This window comes from Tundrisphaera macrotermitis (genome assembly GCF_051175315.1).
GTDB lineage: Bacteria > Planctomycetota > Planctomycetia > Isosphaerales > Isosphaeraceae > Tundrisphaera.
In genome coordinates this window covers 6,708,797-6,734,606 of record NZ_CP195100.1, presented here as the reverse complement: position 1 = coordinate 6,734,606, position 25,810 = coordinate 6,708,797, and the positions used below count along the sequence as shown (strand labels likewise).

The following is a 25,810-nucleotide window of genomic DNA, read 5'->3' as shown; positions in this document are numbered from 1 at the left end:
TGGGGGGGGAGGGGGGTCAGCCCGCCTGCCACCGGGCGCGGGCCTCGGGCAGGGGGTACTCGGTGATCGGGACGTCGAGGCCCATCAGCTCGCGGAGCCGGAGGTAGCCCCGGGTCACGCGGGCTTCTTCCCGGGCCACGAACTCGGGGTCGAGCTGGTCCTTGGCGAAGAACCCCTCGGCCATCACGGGGGCGAACCCCTCGGCCACGATGAACTGGGACAGGCTCGGGTTGCAGCGGAGGTGCCGCTCGGCCGCCTGGTGCAGCGTCTCGGGGTCGACCTCCCCCAGGACGAACCGGAGGTAGAGGTCCGACTCGTCGAGGTTCTCGACCTCCTCGCCGCAGACGTCGCACAGGTAGCCGGTCTCGCAGCGGACCATCGTGGCCTCCTCGCTCAGCCCAGCAGGTCGGCCATCGTGTAGGCCTTCGGCGGCTTGCCGGCCAGGAACTTGGCGGCGTCCAGGGCCCCCAGGGCGAACCCGTCGCGGTTGAGCGCCCTGTGAGACAGCTCCAGGCATTCGCCCATCAGGCCGAAGACCACGGTGTGCTCGCCGGGGTTGTCGCCGGTGCGGAGGGCGTGGAGGCCGATCTCCCCCCTGGGACGCTCGCCGATCACCCCCTCGCGGCCGTGGGCGAACCTGTTCGAGCCGATCGCGGCGGCGGCGATCTCCGCCAGCCGCAGCGCCGTGCCGCTGGGGGCATCCTTCTTGAAGTGGTGGTGCCGCTCGACGATCTCGATGTCCGCCGAATCCCCGAGCGCCCGGGCGGCCTCGCCGACCAGCTTCATCAGGAGGTTGACGGCGCGGCTGAGGTTGGGGGACAGCAGGATCGGGATCCGCGCGCCCAGTCCCTCCAGCTCCTTTTTCTGCTCGGGCTCGAAGCCTGTGGTGCCGATCACCAGGGGCACGCCCCGCTCGGCGCACGCGCGGGCGAACGGGAGGCCGGCGACCGGCAGGGAGAAGTCGATCGCCACGTCGACCGGGACGTCCAGGCCGGCCGACAGGGGGACGCCCTGCGGGCCCAGGCCGACCAGCGGGCCGACGTCCTTGCCCTGGTCGGGGTGCTCGCCGCGATCGATCGCGGCGGTGAGCTTCAGGGCCGGGTCGGCTTCGATGAGCTGGATCAGCCGCGTCCCCATCCGGCCGGTGGCGCCGTGGATGGCGACGAGGAGCGGTTGCGAGGCCAACGGAGTCCGTCCTTTGCGAAGGGAGAGGGAACGGGCCGGCGGTCGCGGCCCGGATCAGTGGCCGGCCGCGTCCGGCCCGGAGTCGGAATACAGGGCGATCGAGCGGATGATGTCGTCGAGGTCGTTGGGCACCACGATCGGCCGGTTGGCGAACCCGGCGCGGAGCACGCCGCGGCTGCCCAGGACCTTCTCGAAGTTCTCCCGGTCGGTGCCGTGGTAGGCGACCGTCGCGGTCGGGTCCTTGAGCTGGTGGCCGGTCAGGATGCAGACCACGGAATCGCTCGGTGCGATGATCCCTTCCTCGCGGAGCTTGCGGGCGCCGGCCACGCTGGCGGCGCTGGCGGGCTCGCACCCCAGCCCGCCGGCCCCGACCTGGGCCTTGGCGTCCATGATCTCCTGGTCCGAGACCTGACGGACCACGCCGCCGCAGAAGTCCAGGGCCCGCAGGCACTTCTTGAGGTTCACCGGGCGGTTGATCTCGATCGCCGAGGCGATGGTCGACGCCTTGGCACCGGCCGCGTCGAGCTTCCCGTAATAGGTGTGGGCCACGTTCATGTCGGGCAGCCCTTCGAGCCACGACATCTTGTGGGCCCCGACCAGCTCGTCGAGCGTCCGGGCGCCGGCGGCGTTGATGACCGCCAGCCGGGGGACGCGGTCGATCAGGCCGAGGTGCTTCAGCTCGATGAACGCCTTGCCGAACGCGCTGGAGTTGCCCAGGTTGCCGCCGGGCACGACGATCCAGTCGGGGGGCTCCCAGGCCAGGGCCTCCAGCACCCGGAACATGATCGTCTTCTGCCCTTCCAGGCGGAAGGGGTTGATCGAGTTCATCAGGTAGATGCCGAGGCGGTCGGCGACCTGCCGGACCCGCTCCATGGCATCGTCGAAGTCCCCGGCGATCTGGATCGTCAGGGCGCCGTGGTCGAGCGCCTGGGCCAGCTTGCCGTAGGCGATCTTGCCCGAGCCGATGAAGATGATCGCCTTGAAGCCGTAGGGCGTGGCCGAGCAGTAGACCGCCAGCGCCGCCGAGGTGTTCCCCGTGCTGGCGCAGGCCACCCGGCGGGCATTGACCATCCGCGCGTGGGTGAACGCGGCGGTCATCCCGTTATCCTTGAAGCTGCCCGACGGGTTCATCCCCTCGTACTGGAGCTTCAATCCGCCGGCGTTGAGCCCGACGTAGCGGCCCACCTTGTCGGCGGCGGCCAGCAGCGTCTGCCCCTCGCCGATCGTCACGATCTTGTCTTCGGGGGCGAACGGGAGCAGGTCGCGGAACCGCCACACGCCCGAGAAGTTCAGCGGCTCCAGCCGCCGCGACCAGCGGGACTCGAAGTCGGACAGCCGTCGCGGGACCGGCAAGCGATCCCAGTCGTACACGACGTCCAGCAGGTCGCCGCATTCGGGGCAGGCCCAGGCCGTCTGGTCCACCGAGAGGGTGGTCCGGCAGGACGGGTTGAGGCACTGCTGGTAAGCCAGGTCGGTCTGCGTGGAGGCGAGCACGGACATCGGGACCACTCTCGGGGGCTGGTTCCGGTCGGGTTTCGGGCCGACGGCCCGACGAAGGGGCCTTCACCCTGGCCGTGTCGGGTTCCCCTTAACCATCCACTCTACCCCCGTGCCGGGGGCCGAGACAAGCCGAAATGGGTCGTTCCCGGTCCCGGGACGCGCCCGACCGCCGGTGGCCCATCGCGAAATAATGCGCGATTCCGGAAAAAACTCAGTTAGCGGGGCACCCTCCATCCTGAATATGTCGGGGGAGCCCCTCGCGGCGGCATCGGGCCGGCGCCGACCGGGGCGATCGGGATACGGGCCTGGGCCGGGGCTGCCGCCATGCATGAGACGTCGGACGATTTCAAACGGTTGCGGATTCGCGAGGAGGTCCGCGGCCGCGGGGGCCTGGACATCCGGGCCGACGACCCGCCCTCGTTCCTCGGGAGGGTGGCCTCGGACGCCTCGAAGATCGGCGTGGGCCGGTTCCTCCTGGTCAACCCCGCCACCGTCATGGGGGCGGAGGCCGAGGGGGGGCCGGGGGCGGTGTCCGTCGACGAATCGACCGCGGTGCCCGTCCTCCTGCTCGGCCCGGCGCTGCCGGCCCGGGGGGAGTACCTGATCTGCCGGTACGCGGACCATCGGTGGGTCGCCGAGCGGCCCCGGTCCTCGGCCGCCGCCCCGATCGCGATCGGCATCCCCGGGTGCTTCTGCCAGGGGACCCCCGCCTCGCTCAGCCTGACCGTCATTTATGGCAATGGAGAAAATGCCCACACCTATGGCAATGCATTCCAATCCTGCTCGTTATCGTATTATTTCGTTGCCCCCGGATATATCTCCCAGTCTTCATTCCCCGGGCCGGGATATTACAGCACGACCGCCTGGGTTGACGACTATGGGTTCACCGATTACTACCGCCTGTCCTGCTTCTCCTCGCAGTATTCCCTGGGGATCGGGCAGTTCGGCGGGGGGCTCTGGCAGGCCCCTGGGCAGATCTACAACTGGGCGATGGGGAGCCGCAACCCGGTGAACTTCTGCAGCCCGTTCCTCCTGAGCGTGGGGCAGACCCAGCCGGGGGTCCGGTTCAACGGCAAATTCGTGATCTCGGGGTGATCCATGAGGAATCCCGACCGGGCCGGGGCCGCCGCCCCGCCCTGCGACGCCTGTCCCGTGGCCCCCGGCCGCACCTGCCTGGGCCTGATCCACCCCCCGGTCTGCGATGACATCCGTCGGGGGAAGCCCGGCCGGGCGGCGCAGCTCCGCCGACTATCGCTTCGCGACCCGGGGGGGCGGCCGCCGACCGATCCCGGGGACATCGGTCGGATCGACGCCGACCTCTGCCCCCATGGCGCGGGCGCCTGCGGCTGCGGGGCCGAGCCGAGGCTCTGCGGCCACCCCGATCGGCCGGCCGAAGTCTGGCGGCCGGACTGCCTCCGCTGCGTCGAACTCGCCGGATGGGAAGGGTCGATCGGGGCGATCGCCTGACCGGCGGGGGGCGGGGGACGGCCCCCGCCCCCCGCCGGGCGGGAAATCTTGATGAACAATTTTTGTTCAAATGTGTATCGTCTCGTGCGTGACCGCGGGGAGCCCGGGCTGCGTGCCCTGATCGATGGATGGAATATAGGGTGGGAATCCGACAAACATTCCGGCTGGGAAGGGACAAGAATAGGGATTTGCCCGCCAACAGGGTTGACGGCGTTGTAAAGTAACATATTATTTGAAACGGCTAGCTGTGGCGTCCCCCCCCAAGCAGTCTGATTTCAGCATTTTCGGTACGTGTTTCTATCAACCAGAATTGAGGATTTTCATGGCTTCTAGTCCGGCCAAGACGCCTTCCGCTAAGGGGACGGGGACCAAGGCTGCCGCGAAATCGGCACCGGCCAAGGCAACGGCCGCGAAGACGACCCCCGCCAAGGCGGCGCCCGCCCCGGCCAAGCCGGTCCAGCAGACGCGCCCCTCGCCGGAGATCCGCCGCGTCGCGGACCTGCTGAAGCAGGTCTCCGATCCGACCCGTCTCCAGGTCTTGATGCTTTTGTGCGAGAAGGAGCGGAACGTCTCCGAGCTGTGCGCCGACTTGGGCACCCAGAGCCAGCCCGCCGTCAGCCACCACCTCGCCCTGCTCCGCCACGGCCGACTGATCGAGCCGCGGCGCTCCGGCAAGCATAACTTCTACGGCCTGACCGAGGCCGGTCGCGAGCTGGCCGAGGTCGTGAACTCGATCGTCAACTGATCGGGACGGCCGGCCCACGGAAGGCCCGATCTCGGAAGGATACAAGCGTCGATGGCCCACCGCCCCCGGACTTCCGGTGGCAATGGGCCATTGGTCGTTTCGAAAGCGAGATCCCTCGCCTACCGCGTGCCGTTCACGGCCGGGCGGGCTTCGCCGCCCTGTTCTTGGATTTCGCCGGGGCAGGCGACGGGGTGCCCGCCGGGCGGATCGAGAGCCGATCGTCGACCCGGGTCACGCCCACGGTCGTCTCCGCCAGGTTGACGGCCCGCTGCCGGGCGGCCTCGTCCGCGACTTGACCGGACAGGATGAAAACCCCCGCCTCCTCGCTGGTCAGCTCGATCAGGCTGTCGGCGAGCGACTTGTCCCATTGCAAACGGCTGTAGATGCGGGCCTCGACGCCGAGGTTGCTCGCCGAGGTCTTGGCCTGGGCGAAACGATCCTTGATCGCCGATCCCGCCTTGTTCAGGCCCCCCTTGATGTCCTGGATCGTCGCGTCGAGCTTCTCGCCGGCCTTCTGGCCGACGCCCGGCTCCTGCGCGTGCCCGGCCCAGGCGAAGGCCAGGGTCGCGACGGCGACGGCCGGGACGGTGCGGCGGATGATCATGCGTCGCATGGCTGAATCTCCCCGGGGAACATGACGAACCGGCATCGCTCCAATCGATGCGTTGCGTCGTTTCGACGGGGAGACCCAGGGGCAAATCGCGGACCGAGGCCCGGGGATTACCCGGAGAGCCGGCGGAGCAGCTCCAGCCCGTGGGCGACGTCGCGGAGCCGCCCGGCCTGGTCGCCGACCTCGCGCTCGACCACCAACGGGCCGGCGTACCCGGCATCCCGGAGGGCCTTGAGGAAGCGAGGGATGTCGACCTCCCCCTCGCCCAGCGGGACCTCCTGGCCCCACTGGCCCGGCACGGTCGGCCGCTTCGCATCCTTGACGTGGACGCTGCGGATGTCGGGGCCGAGGATCTCGACCGCCCGGATCGGGTCGCCCATGTCGTAGAGGAGCATGTTGGCCGGGTCGAAGTTCACCTTGAGGTTGGGCGCCCGGAGGTCGTCGAGCGTGGCGCGGAGCAGTTCGGCCGTCTCCTGGCCGGTCTCGAAGGCGAGCGTCACCCCCTTCTCGGCGGCGAGCCCCCCGGCCTTCGCCAGCGTGTCCAGCATCGCCGGCCGGTCGGGCGACCCGATCTCGGGAAGGAACCCGGCGTGCAGGGTCAGGTCGGTCAGCCCCAGGGCGACCGTCCGTTCCAGGCCCCAGCGGAGCCGGTCGAGCCGCTCGGCGCGGGTGGCGGGGTTGCCGAACCCGCCGGTCTGCTTGATCGTCTCGGGCGTCGTATAATCTTCCCCCGGGAACCCGAGCATGGCCCCGGTGAAGGTGAGGCCCGAGGCCAGCGCCGCCTCCGGCATCGCGTCCCCCTCGGACCAGCTCGCATGGTGCGGGTCGCCGCAGGCGATCTGGGTGACCGAGGTGCCCAGGCCGTCGAGCAGCCGCTTCAGCTCGGCGATGCTGCCGACCTGGAGGCTCCAGCTGCAAACGCCCGGGGCGAGCTTGGATACGGAGGGGGTCGCGCTGTTCGTGGTCTGGTACACGGCGGCACCTGTCGGGCGGGTCGTTGGGTCGAAAATGCAGGACGGTCGCCCGCCGATGATAGCCGCCGCGCCCCCGGTTGGCGATCCGCTTCGGCCCGAAAATCACCTTCCGGGTGTGCCTTTTCATCCGGAAGTTCTGGTCTTCGGGTGGCTGTGGTTGGCTTGCCAACCACGGCGCCGGCGAGCAGGCGACGCGAGGTTGGCCATCGAGCCCGCATCCGGACGCCTGCATCAGGAGATCAGCACCTCGAATTCATCTCGTTGGCGCCGTGGTTGGCAAGCCAACCACAGGCACCCGACGGTTGGCGATCCGCCCGGGGAGGAAAATGATCTTCCCGACTCAGCGGGTCCGGGCGTCCGCCTGACCTTCGGGGCGGGCGACGCGGTCCCGGGCGGCTTCGATCCGGCGGGCGGCCTCGGCGGCGTTGCGATCGTCGGGGAACTGCTTGCGGAGCTTCTCGTAGGTCTCCACGGCCTTGGGCCATTCTTCGAGCTTCTCGTGGACCTTGCCCGCCTCCAGGAGCGCGGCGGCCTGCCATTCCGGGGCGTCGTAGTTCAGGGCGACGCGGAGGAACTCGCGGAGGGCGTCGCGGTACTTCTCCTGATGGAAGTAGGTCTCCCCCCGCATCAGCTGGGCGCGGGCCGCCAGCTCGCTCCCCTTGCGGGCGACGATCGCCCGGGCGAAGGCGTCGCGGGCCTCGTCGAACCGGGCGAGCGCCTGGAAGGCGCGGCCCCGGGCGTAGTCGACCTCGGCCATCTGGGGATCGTCGGGGGCGGCCGCGGCGAAGGCGTCGGCGGCGGCGAGGACGTCGGCCCACCGGCCGAGCTGGACCAGGCACTGGACCTGCCGCCTCCGGGCGGTCTCGACCAGCCCCTTGGGGTCGGTGGGGGCGGGGGGATCGGCGATCAGGGCGGCGAACTCGGATTCGGCGGTCGCAGCGTCGTCGAGCTTGGAGGCGACCTCGGCCCCCCAGAACCGGGCCTCGCGGCGGAACGTCCCGTCGGGGTATTCCGCCAGGAGCCGGCGGAACGTCGCGGCGGCCTTGCTCCAATCCTGCGCCTCGACCTCGGCCCGGCCCATCCGATACAGGGACGACTGGATCAGGGCCGGCTTGGCCGTCGAGCCCGGGGCGATCACCGGGGCCAGCAGCTCGGCGACGCGGTCGAGCTTGCGGGCGGCGAACGCCGACTCGGCCAGGTTGAACCGGGCATCGGCGGCGTGGGGGCTGTCGGGGGCCTCCCGGAGCAACCGCTCGAAGACGGCGTCGGCCTCGGCCGGCTTGCCGGCGTCGATCAGGGCCCAGCCCCACTCGGCCAGGACGGCGTCGGACGGCTCGCCGGCGGTCGCTGCATGGTCGCGGGCCACGCCCTCGAACGCGGCGGCGGCGGCCTCGTGCTGCTCGGCCCGCGCCAGCATCCGGGCCAGGGCCAGGGAGGCCGGGCCGGCCTGGGGCGACTTCGGATACGCCTGGGCGACCTTCGCGTAGGCTTCGCGGGCGGCCTCGGGCTGGTTGGCGGCCTCCAGGGCGCGGGCCCGGGCCAGCGCGGCCTCGGGGGCGAGCGGGTCGTCGGGGGTGGCCTCGATCAGGGCCGCGAAGGCGGTGGCGGCCTCGGCCGGGTGGTTGCCCTGGAGCAGCGCCCAGCCTTGCCCCGACCTCGCCCGCGCCGACCGGGCCGGCTCGACCCCCTCGGCGGCGAGCCGGAGCCACTCCGCGGCGCCATCATATTGCTTGGCCGCCAGCGCCGCCTCGCCGAGCCGGAGCCGCGACGGCGCGAGCGCCGGGCTCTTGGGGTGGGCGGAGACGAGCCGTTCGAGGGCCCTGGCCGCCTCGTCGAGCTGGCCGAGGCCGATCCGGGCCTGGACGATCCGCGCCAGGGCGTGGTCGGCGACCTCGCCATTCGGCCGGTTGGCCAGGTACTTCTCCAGGGCGTCGACCGCCTCGGCGAACTTCCCGGACTCGACGTGCCCCTGCCCGAGCATGAACTGGGCGTCGGCCGCCACCGGGTTCTCGGGCGCCTGGGCCACGGCGTCGAGGATCGCGGCGGCCTCGGCCGGCTGATTGTTGGCGCGATAGGCCAGGCCCAGATAGTACCGGCCCGCCTGCGCCGTGGCCGGCGAGGGCTTGTCGGCGGCGAAGCCCTCGCCCAGCAGCGCGATGGCCTCCCCGGGCTGGCCGGCCGCCAGCGCGGCGCGGGCGTCGATCAGGCGGGCGTCGGCCTTCAGGGGGCTGTCCGGGAACTTCGCGGCGAACCCGCCGGCCAGGCGGCGGGCCTCGGGGATGTCGCGGGCGTCCAGGGCCAGCCCGGCGGCGCGGACCTGGGCGGAGTCGGACCAGGGGACGGCCGGCCCGGCTTCGGCCAGCTGGAGGAACCGGGCGCGGGCCTCGTCCGGCTTCTTGAGGGCCAGCAGGGCCTCGGCCGAGTGGTAGCGGATCATCGGCCCGCTCGGCGAGCCGGCGAACTTCGCCAGCGCCCGGTCAAGCGTGTCCAGGGCCTGGTCGGGATGGCCGCCGGCCAGTTGCGACGCCCCCAGGGCGTCGGCCGCCTGGGCCGCGATCCCCGGGGCGGGCTCGTCCAGCAGGGATTGCAGCAGCGCCTCGGCCTGGTCGCGGCGGCCGAGCTGGATCAGCCCCTCGGCCTTTTCCAGGCGGGCCTCGGCCAGCAGGGCGCTGCGGGGGGAGGCGCTCTCCAGGGCCTCGAAGGCGGCGACCGCCTCGGCCCACCGGCCGGCGCCCGCCTGGACCTGGCCCACCTGGAACCACGCCTTGTCGGCCCATTCCGGGCCGCCCTGCTCGGCCAGCTTCGTCAGGACCTGGATCGCCGGGCCCGGCTCGCCCTGGGCCACCAGCGTCCGGCCCAGGCCGAACTGGGCCCGCAGGCCGAGGTTGCCGGTCGGCTTGCCCGCCAGCACCTGCTCATACGCCTGGCGGGCCCGGGGCAGGTCCCCCTGGCGCGACGCGACGTCGCCCAGGTGGGACCAGGCCGCCTCGCGATAGCGCAGCTCCCCCGCGCCCTGGAGGTACGCCTCCAGGGACTGGCGGGCGGCGGGCAGGTCGCCCAGGACGTAGGCCGTCTCGCCCACCCGGAACCGGGCGGTCGGGGCGTTGGGGTGGTCCGGGGCGATCTGGAGGAACTCCTCGAACGCCCGCCGGGCCTCCTTGTACTTGCCCAGGAACAGCCGGGCGTTGCCCAGGCTGAACCCGGCGTCGGCCGCCTCGGGCCCGGCCTTGGTCGTCTCCAGGAACCGCTCGTATTCCTCGGCGGCGAGGTCGTAGCGACGATCCTTGTACAGGCGGTTGGCGAAGTCGAGCCCTTCGGTGGCCTCGCTCGCCGTCTTGGGGGTGGACTCGATGACCCGGGGCGGCTTCTGGCCCGAGGCCGCGGCGGGCGCGACCAGCGCGAGGCCGACCAGCGTCGAGGCGAACCGCGATCGCGACGCAAACTCCGTGGACGGCACGAAAGCCCCCTCCCTGGACGGCGGCGAACCGGCGGCGACGACTCCCCGTCGCCACCCCCGGCCACTCCCGGTTATACCCCGATCCCCGGGAAGGGCTCAAGGTTGGCTCCATGACCCGTCCCTCGAATCGACGGCCCCGGGCCGGGGCCGATCAGCGGGACAGGCTCCGGCAGGTGGCGAGGAAGGTCGGGAGCATCTGGTCGAATTGCTTGGTCGGGGCCTCGCAGAAGACGGACAGCCGGCGGTCGTTGGTGAGCAGCGTGACCCGGATCCCGCGCAGCTTGGCGCCGAAGACGCCGTCCCCGGTCGCGGTGAAGGTCGCGATCCGCCCTTCGCCGAGCGTCGAGCCCTTGAAGGCGGCGGGCTCGCTCTCCGCGTAATCCTTGTAGAGTTCGGCGGCGTCCTTCTTGTACCGCTCGTGGGCGCCATGCACCGGGGCGAGTTCGCTCCCCTCCTCGAACTGCTCGTGGGGGTTGGGCCCGGCCATGAGCGAGCCGGCCGCGTCCGCATAGATCCGGATCCGGAATGAGCCCTTGGTGAGCTTGGCCCAGGAGTAGAGATTGTCCGAGCGGCCTCCGGTCTCCGCCTCCCAGCCCGGGGGATGCCGCAGGGCGAACGCGCCGTCCTTGGACCCGAACGGGACCGAGGCCAACTTCTCGTCGGCCGCCTTGTCGGCGGGGGCGTTGGCCAGATCCCTGGGCGCCTCCGGCGTGGGCTTGCCGCCGCCGACCACCGGGGCCTTGTGGAACCGGATCAGCTGGACCAGCTTCTTGCCGCTCGCCGGGTCGAACAGGTCGAGCGTCGCGCCGCCGAGGGCGGTCCGGTATTGCACCTCGCTGGTGCGCCCCTCCTCGTCTTTGAGACTGAGGTTGAGCCGCCCCTTCCGGTAGGCATAGGTCCCGGAGGTGGCGGGGCCGTCGTCGATCGCCATCGAGGCCCGGCCCTGGCCGTCGAGGATCAGGACATACTGGGTGTTCGTGAGGGACTTGCCGATCTCGTGCTCGGTCCGGGACCCTTCCCAGTTGCCGACGATCGACGGGGGTTCCAGGAACGCCTTGTAGCCCAGGAAGCCGACCACGGCGAGGCAGGCCAGCCCGAACGCCGCGATCCCGGCGATCACGCGCTTGTCGAGGTCTCCTCCCTGGCCGGGCTGCGCCTGGTTCCGCTTCTTCTTGCGGCCCGCCTTCTTTTTCTTCGGCCTGGCCTCGGCGGCTGCGGGGGGCGGGGCGAGCCGGCCCAGCGGCATCGCTTCCGGCCCCTCCGGGGCCTCGTCGTCATCCGCCAGGAAGCCGAGGTCGAGCCCGGCCGGCAGGCCCGGCGACTTCGCCGCGGCTTTGGGCCTGGATTTGGATTTGGACCGTGCCGGCGCCTCGGCCGCCCGGGGCGTCGCGGGGGCGGCGTTCGCTTCCTTGTATCCGTGCGCGATCAGCTGGCGGGCGGCATCCTTGGACGCGGCGCGGGCGTTGGCCTCGCCTTCGAACTCCTTCATCTCCACCTTCTGGGTGCCGTCCGGCCGGTCCTTGGTCACGCGCAGCCACGAGCCCTGGACTTCCAGGGTCACCGACTTGCGATCATCCCCGGCGCCGATGGTGAAGGTGCGCATCATAGGGCCAGCCCGTCGAGGCCGTGTCCGGCGATCTTCCGCACGGTGGGAGAGCCCGCCGACGTCGCGGGATCCAGGGCAACGTACCTGCGATTCATCTCGATTCCAAGGGGAACGTTCCCGAATTCCGCCGGACGCGGATCCTCGTCGATTTCGACGAACATCGCCCGGCCGGCGCGATCCCCCCGGGGTGGAATCCTCGCGCCGGGCGACTCATGAAGGATGGGGGGCAGGGCGGATGGGTGGCCCGCAGCGTTGCCCGGCGGTCCAGAGTCATCCCGGGTCGTGGGCCGGTCCGCTTCGCCCCAATCCCCTTACTTCGGCCGTTGCTCCCGCATCGCTCGTTCGAAGTCGCGGTCGAGCTCCGCCGGACGCACGTCGGCGAACCGATCGAGCACGGACTGCAACTTGGCGACGGTGGTGCGAGGGGCATCTTGGAGCGTGCGGCGATCGAGCGGGGCTTGCTCGAAGGGATCGGTCGCGAGGTCGAAGATTTCGCCGGTGCGGTAGAGTTTGAACTCGTGATCGAAGGCGAACTCGCGCACGGTGAGGTCGGCCTTCTGGCGGGGCGAATACCAGCAGTACAGCCACTCGCGGGGCGTACCACGCTCGCCTTTCAATTGGGGCAGGAAGCTGACGCCGTCGAGGGCCCGCGGCGCGGGGATCCCGGCCGCATCGCAGAGCGTGGGCAGGAAATCGACGCTGCTGATCAGGTCGCGATTCAGGCGGCCCTTCTCGATCGCCGCGGGCCAGTTGGCGATCAGCGGGACATGGGTGCCTCGCTGCGTCGTGGTCCCCTTCCCGCCGCGATAATCCGACCCCCGGAAGCGACTGGTGACGGTGGGATGCGTGCCGTTATCGCCCACGAACAGCAGCAGCGTATTGTCCCGGATCCCCAGTTCATCCAATTTCGCGACCAGGCTCCCGATCAATTTGTCCATGTAGGCGGTCATGTCGGCGAAGTGCTTCACGTCCCGGTTCACGCCTTCGCCGATGGCCCTGGGATCCCAATCGGGGCTGTCCGGCGTCGGCTGGAAGGGGTCGTGCGTCAGGATCATCGGATAGTAGAGGAAGAATTCGTGCTGCTTGTGTCGCGCGATGAATTCGAGCGCGGAGTCGTGGACGAGCTTGGGCCCATACTCGCCGTCGTGGAAATCCTTCTCGACGCCGTCGTATTCGAGCCCGGGGTTGGCATAGCGCGGCGCGAGGCGAGTCTGCTGCCAGAGGCAGCTTTCGTCGAAGCCGAAATGCCGCGGCAGGCCCGGATCGCCGCGCCCGAGTTGCCACTTGCCGAAGATGCCCGTGGCGTAGCCGGCCCCCTTCAGGACCTGGGCGAACGTGGTCTCCTGGGTCGGGAGCGTGCCGAAGTTGAAATAGTTCCTGACGTTGTACCGTCCCGTCATGATCTGCACCCGCGTGGGCGTGCAGAGCGGTTGCACGTGGCACTGCTCGAAGCGCATGCCGGAAGCGGCGAGCTTGTCGAGGTTCGGCGTCCGATACGACTCCCCGCCGTTCGCGGAGACGCATTCGTAGCCGAAGTCATCGGCCATGATCAGGACGATGTTGGGACGCGTCCGCGCCGCCGCGGCGACGGCCGGCGGGGGGGCGGACGCGGCCCCCATCAGAAGGGCCGCGGCAAGGCAGATTGCAATGGGCTTCATAGGTGGTCCCTCCCGGTGGGCGATGCGCTTCCGTTCATGTTTGCGATCGGGCCGGGGCATCGGCCGGAGGAAACGACGCCACGCCGGTCGCTCCTGTCTCAGGAGGGCCCACCGTCGCCCCCGCCGCTCGTCGAAAGGTCGAATTCGTCCATCCACGCCTCCTTGCGGTCGGGCCGGACCTTTTCGGCGCGGACCCTCTCGACCAGGAGATCCTCCGGGATCCCGCACGGCGGGCGATGCGGCGGATCGTCGCCTCGGACGCGTCGCAGAAGTGTCCGTCACGGTAAGTGAGGTCGTCGGCCGGATCAAGGGTGGAGAGTGGCGCGGCGGTGTCGGATAAGATGATATCGCCGGGCCCGCGACGGCACGATCGGCCAGGCGGGGACGCGGTTCGAGAAGCTGGCGGTGAACTTCCTGGCGATGGTCGAGCTGGCCCGATCCGTCGATGCTTTCGCATGCTTGAATCGCCAGGCAGGATCGGGCGGTCGGCGGTGCCCCGAGAAATTTCCCGCAGGGCATTTGACAGGCCCGATCCGCGACCTAGTGTCCAGGGAGACCGACCCCCGGGCGAGATGGCCCCGGTCCCACGCCCGCCCCGGCGCGGCCCCTCTCTTGCCGCCCGAGGGCCCATCGCAGGAACCGACCATGGATGTGAATGGAGCCACGTTCCTGTGCGAGCACCGGGCCCCCAACCAGGTCCCGGCGCCCGCACCTTCGTCCCCCGGCGGATCCCAATCCCCGATGTACCTCGTCGTCCTGAGCGGAGGAATCCCCGGCGCGATGCTCCGGCTCTCGCCGGGCGGGAACCGGCTGGGCCGAGCGTCCGACAACACGCTCCAGCTCCCCGATGCGAGCATCTCCCGCTACCACGCGTTCCTGGGCGTCGATGAGGAAGGGCAGGTCCGGCTCACCGACCTGGGGAGCACCAACGGGTCGTTCCAGAACGGGCGGAGGCTCCCGGAGAACACCCCCGTCCTGGTCCACGACGGCGACCGCCTCCAGTTCGGCTCCGACGTGATCGTCAAGTTCATCCGGCCCGATCCGTGCGAGGAGCAGTTCCAGCGCGAGATGTTCGAGCGGACGGTGCGCGACCCGCTGACCGGCCTGTACAACCGGGCCTTCTTCCTGGCCCAGTTCGGCCCCCTGGCCGATCGGGGCGGCCTGCGCGGGCTGGGCATCGCGGTGCTGATGCTCGACATCGACCACTTCAAGCGGATCAACGACGCCCACGGCCACGAAGTCGGCGACCAGGTCCTCCGCGAGGTGGCCGGCGTGCTCCGCCAGGCCACACGGGCCGACGATTTGGTCGCCCGCTACGGCGGCGAGGAATTCGTGATCGCCCTGCCGGTCGCCGCGCCCGACCAGGCGACCGACCGCGCCGAGCGGCTGCGGGCGAGCCTGGCCTCCCGCCGCATCCTGGCCGGCGGCGTGCCGCTGCGGGTCACCGCCAGCCTGGGCCTGGCGTTCGCCCCCCCCGGCCGCCCGCGCTCGATCGGGTCGCTGATCTCCACCGCCGACCAGGGGCTCTACCAGGCCAAGAACTCGGGCCGGGACCGGATCGTCTTCAGCCACGAGCTGGCCTCGCGGGTCGTCGACGCGGACACGGCGATCGCGGGCGAGGACTGATCGGGGCCCGGCCCCACGCGTCCGCTCCCGAGGAATTTTCGAAACGGGAGTGCAGGAGCGATCGCGCCGGCCACGATAACTAACAGGAGAGACGACGCGGCCCGCGCCGGCCGGGATCGGCCCCGGGGTCGCAACTTCCGCCGCTCTCCCATCGATCCGCGCGATCGTGTTCCACGGGTAAGGACGCCGCCCCATGCACCGAACCACAAATCCGGCCCGATCTTGGGTCCGGGCCGCTTCCGGCCTCGCCTTGGTGCTCGTCGTGGTCGCCGGAGGGGCCGACGGGGCGCCTGCGGCGGGCCAGAATCCCACGCTCGACCTCGCCATGAAGCGGGCCGAGGCCTTCGGCCGCGAGGCTTCGGCCTGGTTCCGCCGTACCCCGCCCGCCGACCGCGTGACCTGGGGCGGCCTGGGGGCCTGCGCCGTGCTGGGCCTGCTGGTCCTGGCCGAGCGGTCGCTCCGGCTCCGCAGCGGGCGGGTCACCCCCCGCGAGTTCTCCAAGAGGTTCCGCGAGCGGCTCCAGGACGGCAAGCTCGACCGCGGCAAGGCGCTCGACCTGTGCGAGCTGAACCCGAGCCCGGCCGCCCGCGTCGCCCTGGCGGCGGTCCGCCGCTGGGGGCGCCCGGTCGCCGACATCGAACGGGCCGTGGCCCTGGCCTGCCGGGTGGAGACCGACCTGCTCCGCCGCAACGTCGGCACCCTGCGCCGGGTGGCGGCGATGACGCCCCTGCTCGGCCTGCTCGGCAGCCTGATCTCGGCGGGCCGGGCCCTGACCGTCCAGGGGGCCTCCTGGGGCCCCGCGCTTGGCCAGTCGCTGATCCCGCTGACCTCGGGCGTGGCCCTGGCGATCATCGCCCTGGTCGCCTACGACGGCCTGGTCGGCAAGGTGGAGAAGCTGGCCAACACCCTCGACCGCCTGGGCGCCGAGACCGTGGACGCCATCGCGATGTCGGCCCCGGTCGAGACCGCCACCCACACGGTCCACACGCCTCGCGGCCCGGAGCCCCGTCGCGGCCCGATCCGCACGCCGCACCAGATCCGGGTCGAGATCCCCGACAGCCTCCCGTCGCGCTCCATGGACCGCGACGACCTCTACGACGACGATTGACCCGCGTCGCCCCGATCGGCGAAGATCCTCCCCTTCATCGAAGGGGAGCCCGCCCATGATCCAGAAGGTCATCACCGGGGGCCAGGCCGGCGTCGAGCGCCTGGCCTGGGCCTCCGCCCGCCGCGCCGGGATCGCCACCGGCGGCTACATGCCCGCCGGCTTCGCGGCCGAGGACGGCCCCCAACCCCGCCTGGCCGCCCTCTTCGGCGCGATCGAATTCCGCATGGACGACGCCCGCCGCCTCCGCGCCAACCTCCGCCATGCCGACGGCGTCCTCCTCTTCGGCGACACGGACTCCCCCCACGCCCGCGCCACCCTCGCCGCCTGCCACGAACTCGGCAAGCCGTTCCTGGCCGTCCAGCCCGCCCTCATGCCCGCCCCGCAAATCGTCTCCTGGCTGGTCGTCTTCGAGGTCAAGACCCTGATGGTCGCCGGCCCCCCGGCGTCGGCCGATCCGGGGCTCCCCGCCCGCGCGGCGGCCCTGCTCGATCGCGTCTTCGCGGCCCGCCGCACGGCGATGACCTGATCCGGCCCCCATCCGGGCGAGGTCCGACGCCCGGCCATGCAGGCGGGAGCCGCCCGGGAGCCGTCGCCTCCCTGTTGTGAGCGGGTTGGATTCTTCCCGGTGAAGGTTGTGCCCTCGGCGCGGCCCGCGTGCCCTGGCTCGGGGCGGCCATCGCCGCGACCTTGCTCGCTCTTTGTCCCACCGGCGAATCTGCTTGGAGCCCGCATCAGTGGGGGGCCGCGCGCCGGATGGCAGGATCGACCCCGACCGACCGGCGGGTCGGGGATCTCCGCGATGGGGGTGACCGAGGCCGCTCAGCGGATCGAGAACGTGACGCTCGCCCGCCGCGCGTCGCGGTCGAAGCAGCCGCCGAATCCGAAATCACCGTCCATCGCGGAGAATCCCAGGCCGGAGTCGAACGGGATGGAGACCAGTTGGCCATTCCTCACGCCGTTTCGGAACTTCATGAATCCGCCCGGCTCGATCGGGTGGCACACCCAACCCCGCTCATGGCACCACGCCAGGAAGTCCGCCTCGGAGATGGAGCATTCGACCGTCGTGAATGCCCAGACATTCGACAGATAGGACACGTCGCTGGCCGTGTCGGGGAGGCCCATCCGGTGATGCATCTCTTGCCGGGCCGCCTGCGCCGTCACCCCTTCGGCCGTGACCTGGAAGCCGTTCGTCCAGACCAGCGCCACGACGAACGCCGCGATCAGCAGGGCAAATGAACCCAGGCCGATCGCGGCGAGCCGTTTCCACTTTTTGAGCCGCCGGGCGGGCCTCGCCGGGGGACTCGGCGGCAAGTCGGGGGCCATCGCGAGGTTTGCCAGGATGGGGCCAGGGGCGTCGAGGAATCACTCACCGATGCGACATCAGGACCTGATCGACGCGGCATTCAACACGATACAAGAGAAGTTGCGATGAACCAAAGAGTTCGACACCAAGCGGGCGGCCAGACGTATGACGGGCTTCGATGGCCGGACAGACGGCCAGGAACTACGACCTCATCCCCCCACCGACCGACGATCGCGTGGTGGGGACCGGGGCGGGGTGGTCCGGATGATCTGGCGGGAACGCCCGAGGCCGCGGCGAGAGGGGGGCCGGGCTTCGAGCGGGCGACGGGGGCTGGGCCGTCGCGAGCGGTCGTGACGCCGGGAAGGCGTCGCGTTGCCGATCGCGGGGCGGCCCGGCACGTCGCGGGTCCGGGACCTCGGCGCCAGGCGCGAGATCCAGCCGAACGAACCCGCCGGGGCGTCGGGGACGGCCCCGGGCGCGGGCGGGTCGCTCGCGAAGTCCGCGGCGGCAGGGTCGATCTCCTCGACGGCCGACGCGAGGTCGGACATCGACACGGGATCGCCATCGTCTTCGGCGGAAACGAACCCATCGTGGGACAGGTCGGGTTCCACCTCGGACGAAACGAACCCATCGCAGGAAGGGTCGAGCGCATCGTCGGTCGGGTCGGTCGGCTCCTCGGACAAAACGAACCCATCGTGGGAGGGGATCATCGCATCGTCGGACGAGACGAACCCATCTTGCGATGAGTCGGCCAGGTCTTCGGACGAAACGAACCCATCGTCGGAAAGGTCGGTCGGGTCCTCGGGCGAAACGAACCCATCGCGGGACGGCTCGGGCTCCTCGAGGGACGAAACGAACCCAACGGCGTTGGCGTCGGGCATCGCGGGGAGGGGCGGCTCGGGGGCGAAGCCGGGGGAAGAATCGTCGGAAATCCAGGCGTCGTCAGCCTCTGCGTCCTCGGTTGCATCGTCCTCGTGCCAGGTTTCGGGTGTTTCGACCACGAGTTCGGAGGACGGGACGGGCGTTTCCGCCTCGTCTTCGTACTCGTATTCGGGGTCGTACCCGGTCGAGAAGGGCGTTGCCGCCCCGTCGTCCGGGTGGCCTTCGTCCTGGCCGGGGGGATGCGGGAGGAAGCGGTCGGCCAGCGGCGCGTCGGTCTCCTCGAACTCCTCGTCCATCGACTCGTCCCGGTCGCGGCCCGGTCCCTCGTCGGCGGAGGGTTCGGCCCATCCGGTCTCGGGGGCGTCGGGGAAGGCGTCTTCGGCCTGCGGCGCGATGCCGTCGGCAGCCGGGACGTCGTCCCATTCCTCCTCCGATCCCGTCGGGGCGTCGTCCTCGCCGAGGATGGCGGACGGCGGCTCCGGCGAGGCGACCCCGGCGGGGGCATCGTCCCGGGCTTCGACGGGGTCGAAGTCCGAGTCGGCCTCCTCGGCGGGTTCAGGACCCGGATCGGTCGCGAGGTTGTCGGCCTCGGTCGCGGTCGCGGGGGTGTCGGCCGGGTCGGGGCAGCGTTGCCCTTCCCCATCGGCCGACGGGGTTTGCGGCGATTCGGCGGTCACCTCGACCGGGATGCCCACGGCTTCGTGGGGCCCGGCCTGGGCGGCCGTCTCGGAGGCTTCGACGCGGACGAACTTGCCGGGACCAACCTGGACCCAGGACGCCTCGACCGGCGCGGGCTTGGCCTTCCGCGGCCTGCCCCTGCCACGCTTGCCCTTGGTGGGGGCGGGCGTGGTGGCCTGGCCCGGGTCGCCGCCCGCCGCCGGATCGGCCGAGGCCGAGTCCGGGGACGGTCCGTGCGGCGTCGACGGGTCGGCGATCCCCTCGGCCCGGCGAGCCGGTTCGAGGAGATCCGCCGAGGTCGAGGCCGCCGGGCCCGACGCGTCGCGAGGACGGCCGGGCGGGGCGAACAGGATCAGGGCCATCAGGAGGAGGTACGGGGGGACCAGCCACGCCGAGGCCAAAACGGCCACGGCCCAGCACGTCGCCGCCGTGAGCAGGGCGAGGACCGCCGCCACGATCCACCGGGCCCCGAATCGCGCCGTCGCCGGGCGATTGGGGTCGGGGGTCGAGTCGGGAGCCAGGTCCTGTTCTTCGTCGTTCCGCACGCAGGCCACTCCGTCGGTCCGGTCGGAAGCCACCGCGATGGGAGGTCGGGACGCCGCCGCCCGCCTCCCCCGAGGGTTCTATCGGACGGCCCGAGGGGGTTCCTGACCCATTCCCCCGGGCCCCCGACCCGGCACGACGCAAGCCCTTTGCCCGGCCCCGGGATTCGGCGACAATCATCAATCCTTACCCAGGCGTCACCACCCCGCAGCGAGGAAATGTCATGGCGGAACGTCCCCCGGCCACGGTCAGGCCCGTCCCGGAAGCCGAGGCGTCGGCCCGGGTCGCCGCGATCTACGACGACATCAAGGCGACCAAGAAAATCGACTTCGTCCCCCGGTTCTGGCAGGTCCTGGCCACCGACCCCGACCACCTGGAGCAGGTGTGGGGCCGGCTCAAGGCGACCATGCACCCCGAGGCCTCCGGCCGCGCCGGAAAGCTCGACCCGCTGACCCGCGAGATCATCGCCCTGGCGGTGTCGGCCACCAACGGCTGCCCGTATTGCGTCCAGTCCCACACCGCCGCCGCCCGCAAGCTCGGGCTGTCGGTCGAGGCGTTGGGGGAGGTCATGGCCGTGGTCGGCCTGTTCAACAGCACCAACGCGATCGCCCACGGCTACCAGATCGAGCCCGACGTCTTCCCGCCCCAGGATTGACCCGCCCCCTCGCCCGGCGGGGTGATCTCCCGCCCCGGGCGTCCACCCGACCCGATCGGGCTCGCGGCATGGCGAGGTCAACCAGTCCCCCTTGAGAGGAAATATGCTTGCATCCGTCCACCCCTTCCCCCACCATTCTGGCAGTCAGGGTTGGGATCGCATCTCTTACATCTTCCGGCTCGTGCGGCCCATCACGGCCGGTCCGGGCTGGCGAGCGGGCGCCGAGGACGGCCGGGGAGGGTCGAGATGGATTCGCGGAGGAACCGACCCGCATCGTATCGCCGGAGGCCGCCGCTTCGCCGAGGCGGCTTCACCCTGATCGAGTTGTTGGCCGTCTGCGGCGTCATCTCCCTGCTGCTCGGCCTCGTGCTGCCCGCCGTCCAGGCGTCGCGCGAGGCCGCCAGGCGGCTCCAGTGCGTGGCGAATCTCAAGCAGATCGGGATCGCGCTCAATGCCTACCACGCCACGAATGCGATGTATCCCGGCAACATGCTCCTGACCACGCCCTCGTATTCGTCGAACCACCTGTCGGCCCTGGCCCGGATCCTGCCGTTCGCGGACATGACCCCGCTGTACAACTCGATCAATCTGGCATTCGTCAATGCCGAGTCCGCGGACCGTCCCTCGCTGGTCAACCGGACGGCGCGTCATACGACGGTCGCCCTCTTCCTCTGCCCCAGCGATGCCGGCTTCGACCACAAGTCGTCATACCGGTTCAATCGCGGCCGCTTCGCCATCCGCCCGGGAGAGGCATTCGACGGCCCGTTCGGGGTGGGCGTCCGACTGGATGCGGGGGCGGTGGCCGACGGCTTGTCGCAAACCGCGTTCGTGAGCGAGCGGATCGGGGGTGGGTTCTCCACCTCGGCGGGCTTCCCGCGCGACGCGGTGATCCCCGACGCCTCGACCGGGCCCGACCGCCTCACTTCCGACGTCGACGCCCGGAAGTTCTGCGCCGACAATGAGCCGGCGGCCTGGATCACGACGAACGGTCGTTACTGGTTCTACAACGGGGTCCGCAGCACGGATTACAACCATAACGGCCTCCCCAACGATCCCCAACCCTCATGCGAGGCGGGGGTCAACGCGAGTTTCTGCCCTCCCAGGTCTTATCATCGCGGCGGGGTGAACGTCCTCCTGGGGGACGGCCACGTCGCCAAGGTCCTCGACTCGGTCGCCGTCACGGTTTGGACGGCGCTCGGAACCCACGATGCCGGCGATCTCGCACCAGGAGAGTTTTGATGACGACTCGCATCAAGACTCAGGGGCGGATGCCTCGCTCCTCTCCTGTACCCTCGTCTCCCCGTGTGTGGTGACGGCCTCGCCGATCATCTCGGCGACCGTGCGGTGCCTGCCTCGAACAAAATCATCGTGCGTTCGGCATCCCGAGATCGGAGGGCGTGATAGCAATGATCGGCTATATCCTGATGAATCTCCTGGCGATGGTCCCATGCCAGGTCGTGGTCGGGCCGATGGACGGATTCCGTGCGAATCAGACCGCGATCCACGCCCGGGTCGATTTCGTCACGAAGCGGGGGACGATCGCGGGCAGCCGGCTGGACCGTGCGTCGATCTGGGCCGGCAAGGAGATTCCCGTCGAGGTCGAACCGCGGACGACCATCCTCGGCCGATGGGAAACCGACGGGTCCGTCCAGCACATCGTCAATCGACCGTTGGAGGAAGTATGGCGGGCGAGGAAGGAGCCCAGGGACGCCGGCAAGACCGCGCCGAATGAGGTTCTGGGATTCGAGGTGCTCTACGATGTCGGATCGTCCGCCTTCCATTACTTTCCGATGTGGCCCGGCAATCATGAGGGGTTCGAGATCACCTACTTTCCCGGCGCCGACCGGTTCCCCCTGTCCGCCGGGCAGGCGCCGATGTTTTTCACCGATCTGATCCCGCTCGATCGGGGCGTGGAGCGGATGTTCCCCGGCGTCCGCCCGAGGCGATTCGCGGCGGAGCGGGGCGGCCGGCCGGTGGAAATCGAGGTCTACAAGAAACCAATGCCGGATGATGGATGGGTTGAACTGCAAATCGCTTATGATCCCAAATCCGGATTCCTGCCCCGATATCTCCGATTCATCAGCCTCTTCCAAGGCAAGGCGCTCACGAAGGAGACGTTTCTGACCGACGTCCGGCGCTGCGAGGGAGGAGGATTCGTCCCGGGCGAATGGATCCAGTTGTTTTATGGGATCGACAACTTCGACGCCCAGTTCCCCGGCGAGACCGACGAGTTGATCCTGCCGTTACCCAGGACGGTCTCGGTGATCCATTACCGGACGACCGGCATCACCGAGATGAAGTCGACGCCCAAGCTCGATCAGGAGATGGATCGCGTCCGTGCGTTCGTGGGGGAGGGCGGGGCGGTCAGGCTGAATTCTCGCGTCAAGGAAGTGGGCTTGGACCAGGTCAAGTCATCCCTGGGCGCCCGCGTGAAGGAGCCTCGGAAGGCAGCCGCCCCGCCCCGGGTGGACGAGGCTGAGTTGACGCGGTATCCCGAGGTCGTTCCCCCGGCGACGAGGCGTTCATGGGGCCTTCCCGTGGTGGGCGCCGGCGCGGTCGCCCTCGGCGCGGTCGTCTTCTGGCGGCGTCGTGGCGGGAAATAGGTCGCGAGCCTGCTTCCAAACATCCCTCTCGGGCCCGTCGGTCATGGCGACGACGCTCCCCGAGGCCCACGGCTACCAGATCGAGCCCGACGTCTTCCCGCCCCAGGATTGACCGGATCGCCCCCGGCTCAGGCCCGGTCGCCCCCGCGCGGCCGGTCGAGCCAGCGGTCGAACCGGGCGAAGGTCCGCTCGGTCAGGAAGGCCGCGACCGCGACGTGGACCAGCAGCAGGCAGAGGACCAGGTAGATCTCGCCCGCCCAAACATAGACCCGGCTCATGTCCAGCCCGCCCCGGAAGATGGTCAAGGCATTGGCCGCATACGTCCACGAGACCAGGGGGGCGACCACGCACCGGGCCATCAGCCCGACGAAGGGCGTGGCCGTGTCGCCGAGTCGGGCGCCCTGGAACGCCGCCAGGATGAACAGCGGGTAGCCCGCCAGGACGAAGACGGCCGCGAGCGTCTTGCCGAGGGCCTTCGACGTGGTCGCCGATCGCATCGACGCATGCACGCCGATCGCCGCGACCAGCCAGGTCTCCAGCGCCAGAACGGCCGAGGCCATCAGCACCCCCAGCGGGTGCAGGGCCCCGGCCAGCAGGCCGACCGCCCAGATCAGGAGCAGGAACACGCCGAAGCCCCGCTGGGCCCACAGGGCGCCGATCGCCTTGCCCCGGAGGATCTCCCGGCCGGCGAGCGGGGTCGAGGTCAGCGTGAGCCAGGTGTCCTCCTCGCGCTCGACCGCCACCGAGGAGGCCGAGGCCCCGGCGACCGCCAGCAGCCAGATCGCCACGTACCAGATCGAGATCCCTCGCACCTGTTCGACCACCGCCGACTTGTCCCACGCCCCGGCCCCGCCGACCAGCCCTCTCATCATGCGCAACAGCGTCTCATCGAGCCCGCTCATCAGGATCAGGAACGTGGTCAGGACGATCGTCGCCGGCAGGACGGCGAACCGGGTGAAGCGGTCCGTCCGGGCGAAATGCCGCTCCTTCCAGGCCACCGCGTCGTCGCCGCACGGGGGGACCGCCTTCCATCGCCTCCGTCCCTTCGGGGCCCGCGCGCTGGGCCGGGATCGCCGCACCGCCCCGCCTTCGTGGCGGCGGAACATGGGCCGGAGCAGCAGCGCGGAGGCGAGCATCAGCAAGACCGCCCCCGCCAACTGAAGCACGACCATCTGCGTGAACAGGTCGATCGCCGGAGAGATCGTCCCGGCCCCCATCGTGCGGATCTGCCACTCGATGTAGCAGTAAAACGGGCTGATCGGCCAGGCCCAGGCGAACCAGGGACTCCACCGAGCGAAGCTCGGCCGATAGAGGCCGAACCAGACCCCATAAGCCAGGACCGGGCCGATGATCCAGGCCGCCGTGGCGACGTAGGCCGCCAGCACCGCCGAGCGGACCCGCCGCGCCAGGGTCGAGAGGAAGACGGAGAGCGCCACCGCGAAGGCCATCGAGGAGATCGTCCCGCCGTAGGCCGCCAGGACCAGCGCCGGATCGACGCCGCCGAACAGGCCGAGCAGGGCGATGATCGGCAGGCCGATCGCCAGGTAGACCGCCACCCGGGGCAGCTTCCCCAGGGTCTTGTCGACGACGATCTCGCCGCTGGTCAGCCCGCTGGCGATCAGGTAATGCAGCGTCTTGCGCTGCTTCTCGTCGACGATCGTGCCGCCGAAGAAGGCCGGGACCAGCAGCAGGACGGTCACGAGCTGGACGATCGCGAAGACCCGGAAGGTGAACTGGGCGAACGCCGAGACCGTCCCGATGGTCGCGGTGCCGCCGCCGGCCGAGAACATCTCCATGTACCCCAGGCCGACCACGGCCAGGAGGATCACCCCGTAGAGCACGCGGAGCCAGTAATCGATCCGCCGCCTCGCGGTTCGGACCAACTCGGAACGGAAGACGGGACCCAGCAGCATGAGGACGCCCCTCGATCCCCGTGCGGGACTCGAAAGGGAGTCCGGCCGCCGGGCGATCATCCGGGCCAGGTTAAGGCCCGGATCGCCCGCCGCCAACAAGATTCTCCGACAAACGTATCAGGCCGACCGGGCCCGGACGGGGATGCGGTCGGCCGTGATCGCCCCGGCGTCGGGGCGTGCCCGCGTCTGCGATCCGCCGGGTTCAGGCCCCGGGGCGGTCGGCGGTGGCGCGGCGGATGCCCTGGAGGGCCGCCTCGACGGCGAGGTTGTAGGCCGAGATGATGTCGGGGTCGGGCTCGGAGCCGCCGTAGGCGTGGATCGGGCGAGACAGGAACTCGACCAGGACCCGGACCCGTTCGGTCTCGGCCCGGTGCCAGTCCAGTTCGTGGCCGGCTTCCCATCGGGCACGTTCGGTGGCGGCGATCGGCGCCGGCGACCCGGTGGCGGTTTCGAGGGATGAGGATGAGGACGTGGCGGGATCCGAAGCGACGTCGCGTTCGATCACGGCGAACTCCTTCCTGTGGTCGGCGCGTCCCCTGGCAGGGATCGGCTGAGCCGTTGTATCAAGGAAGGCGCCCTCTGCCAAGCCCATCAGGCGTCGCGAGGCCGATCGGCCGGCGCAGGCCCGCGACGCATCGGCCCGGGCGCAGGGCCAAGGTCGATTCGACGCCGGACGGCGATGCGATCCCGGTCGAAGAAGGCGAGGCCGGGCTTCAGCGTTCGCGATAGACGATGCGACCCTTGGTCAGGTCATAGGGCGTGATCTCGATGCGCACCCGGTCGCCGGGCACGATGCGGATGAAGTTCTTCCGCATCTTTCCGGCGATATGCGCCAGGATGCGATGACCGCTCTCCAGCTCGACCATGAACTGCGTGTTGGGCAGGGCCTCGACGATGCGGCCCTCGGTGACGATCGGTTCCTCTTTGGCCACGCAAAACTCCCAAGGCGACCGGGGCCGGCCACGGTCGCAAGTCCAGGATCCAAGTCGGGATGTCGCCTCGCCCGGGCAGACGACCGCACCCCACGCCCTTCGGCCGGGACGCGGGGCGACATCTGCCTCCCCCAGGGCGAGCCACCCACCTTAACCGATACCGATCCGATTGGCCAGATTCGATTCCCCGGGTTTCGCCCCGGCCCGGGGGCCTCGTCGCGGGGAGCGGCGGATCCCGGCCGCGAAGCCGACCCGACCGCCTCGCGGGAGTGCCCGGCAAATATGGGGATCACCCGATCCGACCGATGAGGCGTCCGCGAGCGTCCCGGCCATCCTGGTCGGATCCATCGGGACTGCCCGCACGC

The 25,810-nt window shown here is 70.5% G+C and carries 22 protein-coding genes; 9 read left to right on the top strand and 13 right to left on the bottom strand.

Annotation, left to right across the window (positions count from 1 at the left end; genetic code table 11):
* Positions 1-16 precede the first annotated feature (16 nt).
* From TA3x_RS27260 to thrC, 3 genes are read right to left on the bottom strand one after another with little or no spacing between them, the layout of a single operon-like run.
* Positions 17-379: a hypothetical protein gene (locus TA3x_RS27260; RefSeq protein ID WP_435017832.1), complete on the bottom strand. Its 363-nt coding sequence runs from the start codon at positions 377-379 to the stop codon at positions 17-19.
* 14 nt (positions 380-393) lie between these two features.
* Positions 394-1,185: a 4-hydroxy-tetrahydrodipicolinate reductase gene (dapB, locus tag TA3x_RS27255; RefSeq protein WP_435017831.1), complete on the bottom strand. Its 792-nt coding sequence runs from the start codon at positions 1,183-1,185 to the stop codon at positions 394-396.
* A 54-nt stretch (positions 1,186-1,239) separates the two neighbouring features.
* Positions 1,240-2,685 carry a threonine synthase gene (thrC, locus tag TA3x_RS27250; RefSeq protein ID WP_435017830.1) on the bottom strand — a complete coding sequence of 482 codons (1,446 nt, stop codon included), beginning with the start codon at positions 2,683-2,685 and terminating at the stop codon, positions 1,240-1,242.
* Between the two features lie 324 nt (positions 2,686-3,009).
* On the opposite strand from thrC, the gene TA3x_RS27245 reads away from it, so the two are divergent.
* From TA3x_RS27245 to TA3x_RS27235, 3 genes are all read left to right on the top strand, one after another.
* Positions 3,010-3,780 carry a hypothetical protein gene (locus TA3x_RS27245; RefSeq protein ID WP_435017829.1) on the top strand — a complete coding sequence of 257 codons (771 nt, stop codon included), beginning with the start codon at positions 3,010-3,012 and terminating at the stop codon, positions 3,778-3,780.
* 3 nt (positions 3,781-3,783) lie between these two features.
* On the top strand, positions 3,784-4,152 hold the full coding sequence (locus TA3x_RS27240) for a hypothetical protein (RefSeq protein ID WP_435017828.1): 369 nt from the start codon (positions 3,784-3,786) through the stop codon (positions 4,150-4,152).
* Between the two features lie 322 nt (positions 4,153-4,474).
* Positions 4,475-4,897 carry an ArsR/SmtB family transcription factor gene (locus TA3x_RS27235; RefSeq protein ID WP_435017827.1) on the top strand — a complete coding sequence of 141 codons (423 nt, stop codon included), beginning with the start codon at positions 4,475-4,477 and terminating at the stop codon, positions 4,895-4,897.
* 133 nt (positions 4,898-5,030) lie between these two features.
* Here the strand turns inward: TA3x_RS27235 and TA3x_RS27230 are convergent, their stop codons facing one another.
* From TA3x_RS27230 to TA3x_RS27210, 5 genes are all read right to left on the bottom strand, one after another.
* Positions 5,031-5,510, bottom strand: a complete 480-nt coding sequence (locus tag TA3x_RS27230) for a BON domain-containing protein (RefSeq protein WP_435017826.1) — start codon at positions 5,508-5,510, stop codon at positions 5,031-5,033.
* 107 nt (positions 5,511-5,617) lie between these two features.
* Entirely contained in the window at positions 5,618-6,481 is an 864-nt protein-coding gene (locus TA3x_RS27225; protein WP_435017825.1) for a sugar phosphate isomerase/epimerase family protein, read from the bottom strand.
* A gap of 340 nt (positions 6,482-6,821) precedes the next feature.
* Positions 6,822-9,938 carry a tetratricopeptide repeat protein gene (locus tag TA3x_RS27220; RefSeq protein ID WP_435017824.1) on the bottom strand — a complete coding sequence of 1,039 codons (3,117 nt, stop codon included), beginning with the start codon at positions 9,936-9,938 and terminating at the stop codon, positions 6,822-6,824.
* Between the two features lie 151 nt (positions 9,939-10,089).
* Positions 10,090-11,544 (bottom strand): hypothetical protein, encoded by a 1,455-nt coding sequence (locus TA3x_RS27215; RefSeq protein WP_435017823.1) that lies wholly within the window; start codon positions 11,542-11,544, stop codon positions 10,090-10,092.
* Positions 11,545-11,855: 311 nt separating this feature from the next.
* Entirely contained in the window at positions 11,856-13,202 is a 1,347-nt protein-coding gene (locus TA3x_RS27210; RefSeq protein ID WP_435017822.1) for a sulfatase-like hydrolase/transferase, read from the bottom strand.
* A gap of 645 nt (positions 13,203-13,847) precedes the next feature.
* Between TA3x_RS27210 and TA3x_RS27205 the strand changes: the two genes are divergently transcribed.
* From TA3x_RS27205 to TA3x_RS27195, 3 genes are all read left to right on the top strand, one after another.
* On the top strand, positions 13,848-14,828 hold the full coding sequence (locus tag TA3x_RS27205) for a diguanylate cyclase (RefSeq protein ID WP_435017821.1): 981 nt from the start codon (positions 13,848-13,850) through the stop codon (positions 14,826-14,828).
* A 193-nt stretch (positions 14,829-15,021) separates the two neighbouring features.
* On the top strand, positions 15,022-15,936 hold the full coding sequence (locus TA3x_RS27200) for a MotA/TolQ/ExbB proton channel family protein (RefSeq protein WP_435017820.1): 915 nt from the start codon (positions 15,022-15,024) through the stop codon (positions 15,934-15,936).
* Positions 15,937-15,991: 55 nt separating this feature from the next.
* On the top strand, positions 15,992-16,462 hold the full coding sequence (locus TA3x_RS27195) for a YpsA SLOG family protein (protein ID WP_435017819.1): 471 nt from the start codon (positions 15,992-15,994) through the stop codon (positions 16,460-16,462).
* A gap of 293 nt (positions 16,463-16,755) precedes the next feature.
* Here the strand turns inward: TA3x_RS27195 and TA3x_RS27190 are convergent, their stop codons facing one another.
* Both TA3x_RS27190 and TA3x_RS27185 read right to left on the bottom strand, forming a co-directional pair.
* Positions 16,756-17,247 carry a hypothetical protein gene (locus tag TA3x_RS27190; RefSeq protein ID WP_435017818.1) on the bottom strand — a complete coding sequence of 164 codons (492 nt, stop codon included), beginning with the start codon at positions 17,245-17,247 and terminating at the stop codon, positions 16,756-16,758.
* A 201-nt stretch (positions 17,248-17,448) separates the two neighbouring features.
* The gene (locus tag TA3x_RS27185) at positions 17,449-19,344 is read right to left on the bottom strand and encodes a hypothetical protein (protein ID WP_435017817.1); all 1,896 of its coding nucleotides are present in this window, start codon (positions 19,342-19,344) and stop codon (positions 17,449-17,451) included.
* Between the two features lie 221 nt (positions 19,345-19,565).
* On the opposite strand from TA3x_RS27185, the gene TA3x_RS27180 reads away from it, so the two are divergent.
* From TA3x_RS27180 to TA3x_RS27170, 3 genes are all read left to right on the top strand, one after another.
* A complete protein-coding gene (locus tag TA3x_RS27180) occupies positions 19,566-19,997 on the top strand; it encodes a carboxymuconolactone decarboxylase family protein (RefSeq protein ID WP_435017816.1) in 432 nt (143 codons plus the stop codon).
* Positions 19,998-20,243: 246 nt separating this feature from the next.
* Positions 20,244-21,236: a DUF1559 domain-containing protein gene (locus tag TA3x_RS27175; protein WP_435017815.1), complete on the top strand. Its 993-nt coding sequence runs from the start codon at positions 20,244-20,246 to the stop codon at positions 21,234-21,236.
* 158 nt (positions 21,237-21,394) lie between these two features.
* Entirely contained in the window at positions 21,395-22,600 is a 1,206-nt protein-coding gene (locus tag TA3x_RS27170) for a hypothetical protein (protein ID WP_435017814.1), read from the top strand.
* 128 nt (positions 22,601-22,728) lie between these two features.
* Here the strand turns inward: TA3x_RS27170 and TA3x_RS27165 are convergent, their stop codons facing one another.
* The 3 genes from TA3x_RS27165 to infA form a co-directional block, all read right to left on the bottom strand.
* Entirely contained in the window at positions 22,729-24,513 is a 1,785-nt protein-coding gene (locus TA3x_RS27165) for a hypothetical protein (RefSeq protein ID WP_435017813.1), read from the bottom strand.
* 202 nt (positions 24,514-24,715) lie between these two features.
* Positions 24,716-25,018 carry a hypothetical protein gene (locus TA3x_RS27160; RefSeq protein ID WP_435017812.1) on the bottom strand — a complete coding sequence of 101 codons (303 nt, stop codon included), beginning with the start codon at positions 25,016-25,018 and terminating at the stop codon, positions 24,716-24,718.
* 208 nt (positions 25,019-25,226) lie between these two features.
* Positions 25,227-25,445 carry a translation initiation factor IF-1 gene (gene infA / locus TA3x_RS27155; RefSeq protein ID WP_435017811.1) on the bottom strand — a complete coding sequence of 73 codons (219 nt, stop codon included), beginning with the start codon at positions 25,443-25,445 and terminating at the stop codon, positions 25,227-25,229.
* Between the last annotated feature and the right edge of the window lie 365 nt (positions 25,446-25,810).

What these genes read in the sequence shown, in the direction of transcription:
- TA3x_RS27260 (WP_435017832.1), bottom strand. Translation starts at nt 379, where the DNA reads ATGGTCCGCTGCGAGACCGGCTACCTGTGCGACGTCTGCGGCGAGGAG.
- thrC (WP_435017830.1), bottom strand. Translation starts at nt 2,685, where the DNA reads ATGTCCGTGCTCGCCTCCACGCAGACCGACCTGGCTTACCAGCAGTGC.
- TA3x_RS27245 (WP_435017829.1), top strand. Translation starts at nt 3,010, where the DNA reads ATGCATGAGACGTCGGACGATTTCAAACGGTTGCGGATTCGCGAGGAG.
- TA3x_RS27240 (WP_435017828.1), top strand. Translation starts at nt 3,784, where the DNA reads ATGAGGAATCCCGACCGGGCCGGGGCCGCCGCCCCGCCCTGCGACGCC.
- TA3x_RS27235 (WP_435017827.1), top strand. Translation starts at nt 4,475, where the DNA reads ATGGCTTCTAGTCCGGCCAAGACGCCTTCCGCTAAGGGGACGGGGACC.
- TA3x_RS27230 (WP_435017826.1), bottom strand. Translation starts at nt 5,510, where the DNA reads ATGCGACGCATGATCATCCGCCGCACCGTCCCGGCCGTCGCCGTCGCG.
- TA3x_RS27215 (WP_435017823.1), bottom strand. Translation starts at nt 11,544, where the DNA reads ATGATGCGCACCTTCACCATCGGCGCCGGGGATGATCGCAAGTCGGTG.
- TA3x_RS27210 (WP_435017822.1), bottom strand. Translation starts at nt 13,202, where the DNA reads ATGAAGCCCATTGCAATCTGCCTTGCCGCGGCCCTTCTGATGGGGGCC.
- TA3x_RS27205 (WP_435017821.1), top strand. Translation starts at nt 13,848, where the DNA reads ATGGATGTGAATGGAGCCACGTTCCTGTGCGAGCACCGGGCCCCCAAC.
- TA3x_RS27200 (WP_435017820.1), top strand. Translation starts at nt 15,022, where the DNA reads ATGCACCGAACCACAAATCCGGCCCGATCTTGGGTCCGGGCCGCTTCC.
- TA3x_RS27195 (WP_435017819.1), top strand. Translation starts at nt 15,992, where the DNA reads ATGATCCAGAAGGTCATCACCGGGGGCCAGGCCGGCGTCGAGCGCCTG.
- TA3x_RS27180 (WP_435017816.1), top strand. Translation starts at nt 19,566, where the DNA reads ATGGCGGAACGTCCCCCGGCCACGGTCAGGCCCGTCCCGGAAGCCGAG.
- TA3x_RS27175 (WP_435017815.1), top strand. Translation starts at nt 20,244, where the DNA reads ATGGATTCGCGGAGGAACCGACCCGCATCGTATCGCCGGAGGCCGCCG.
- TA3x_RS27165 (WP_435017813.1), bottom strand. Translation starts at nt 24,513, where the DNA reads ATGCTGCTGGGTCCCGTCTTCCGTTCCGAGTTGGTCCGAACCGCGAGG.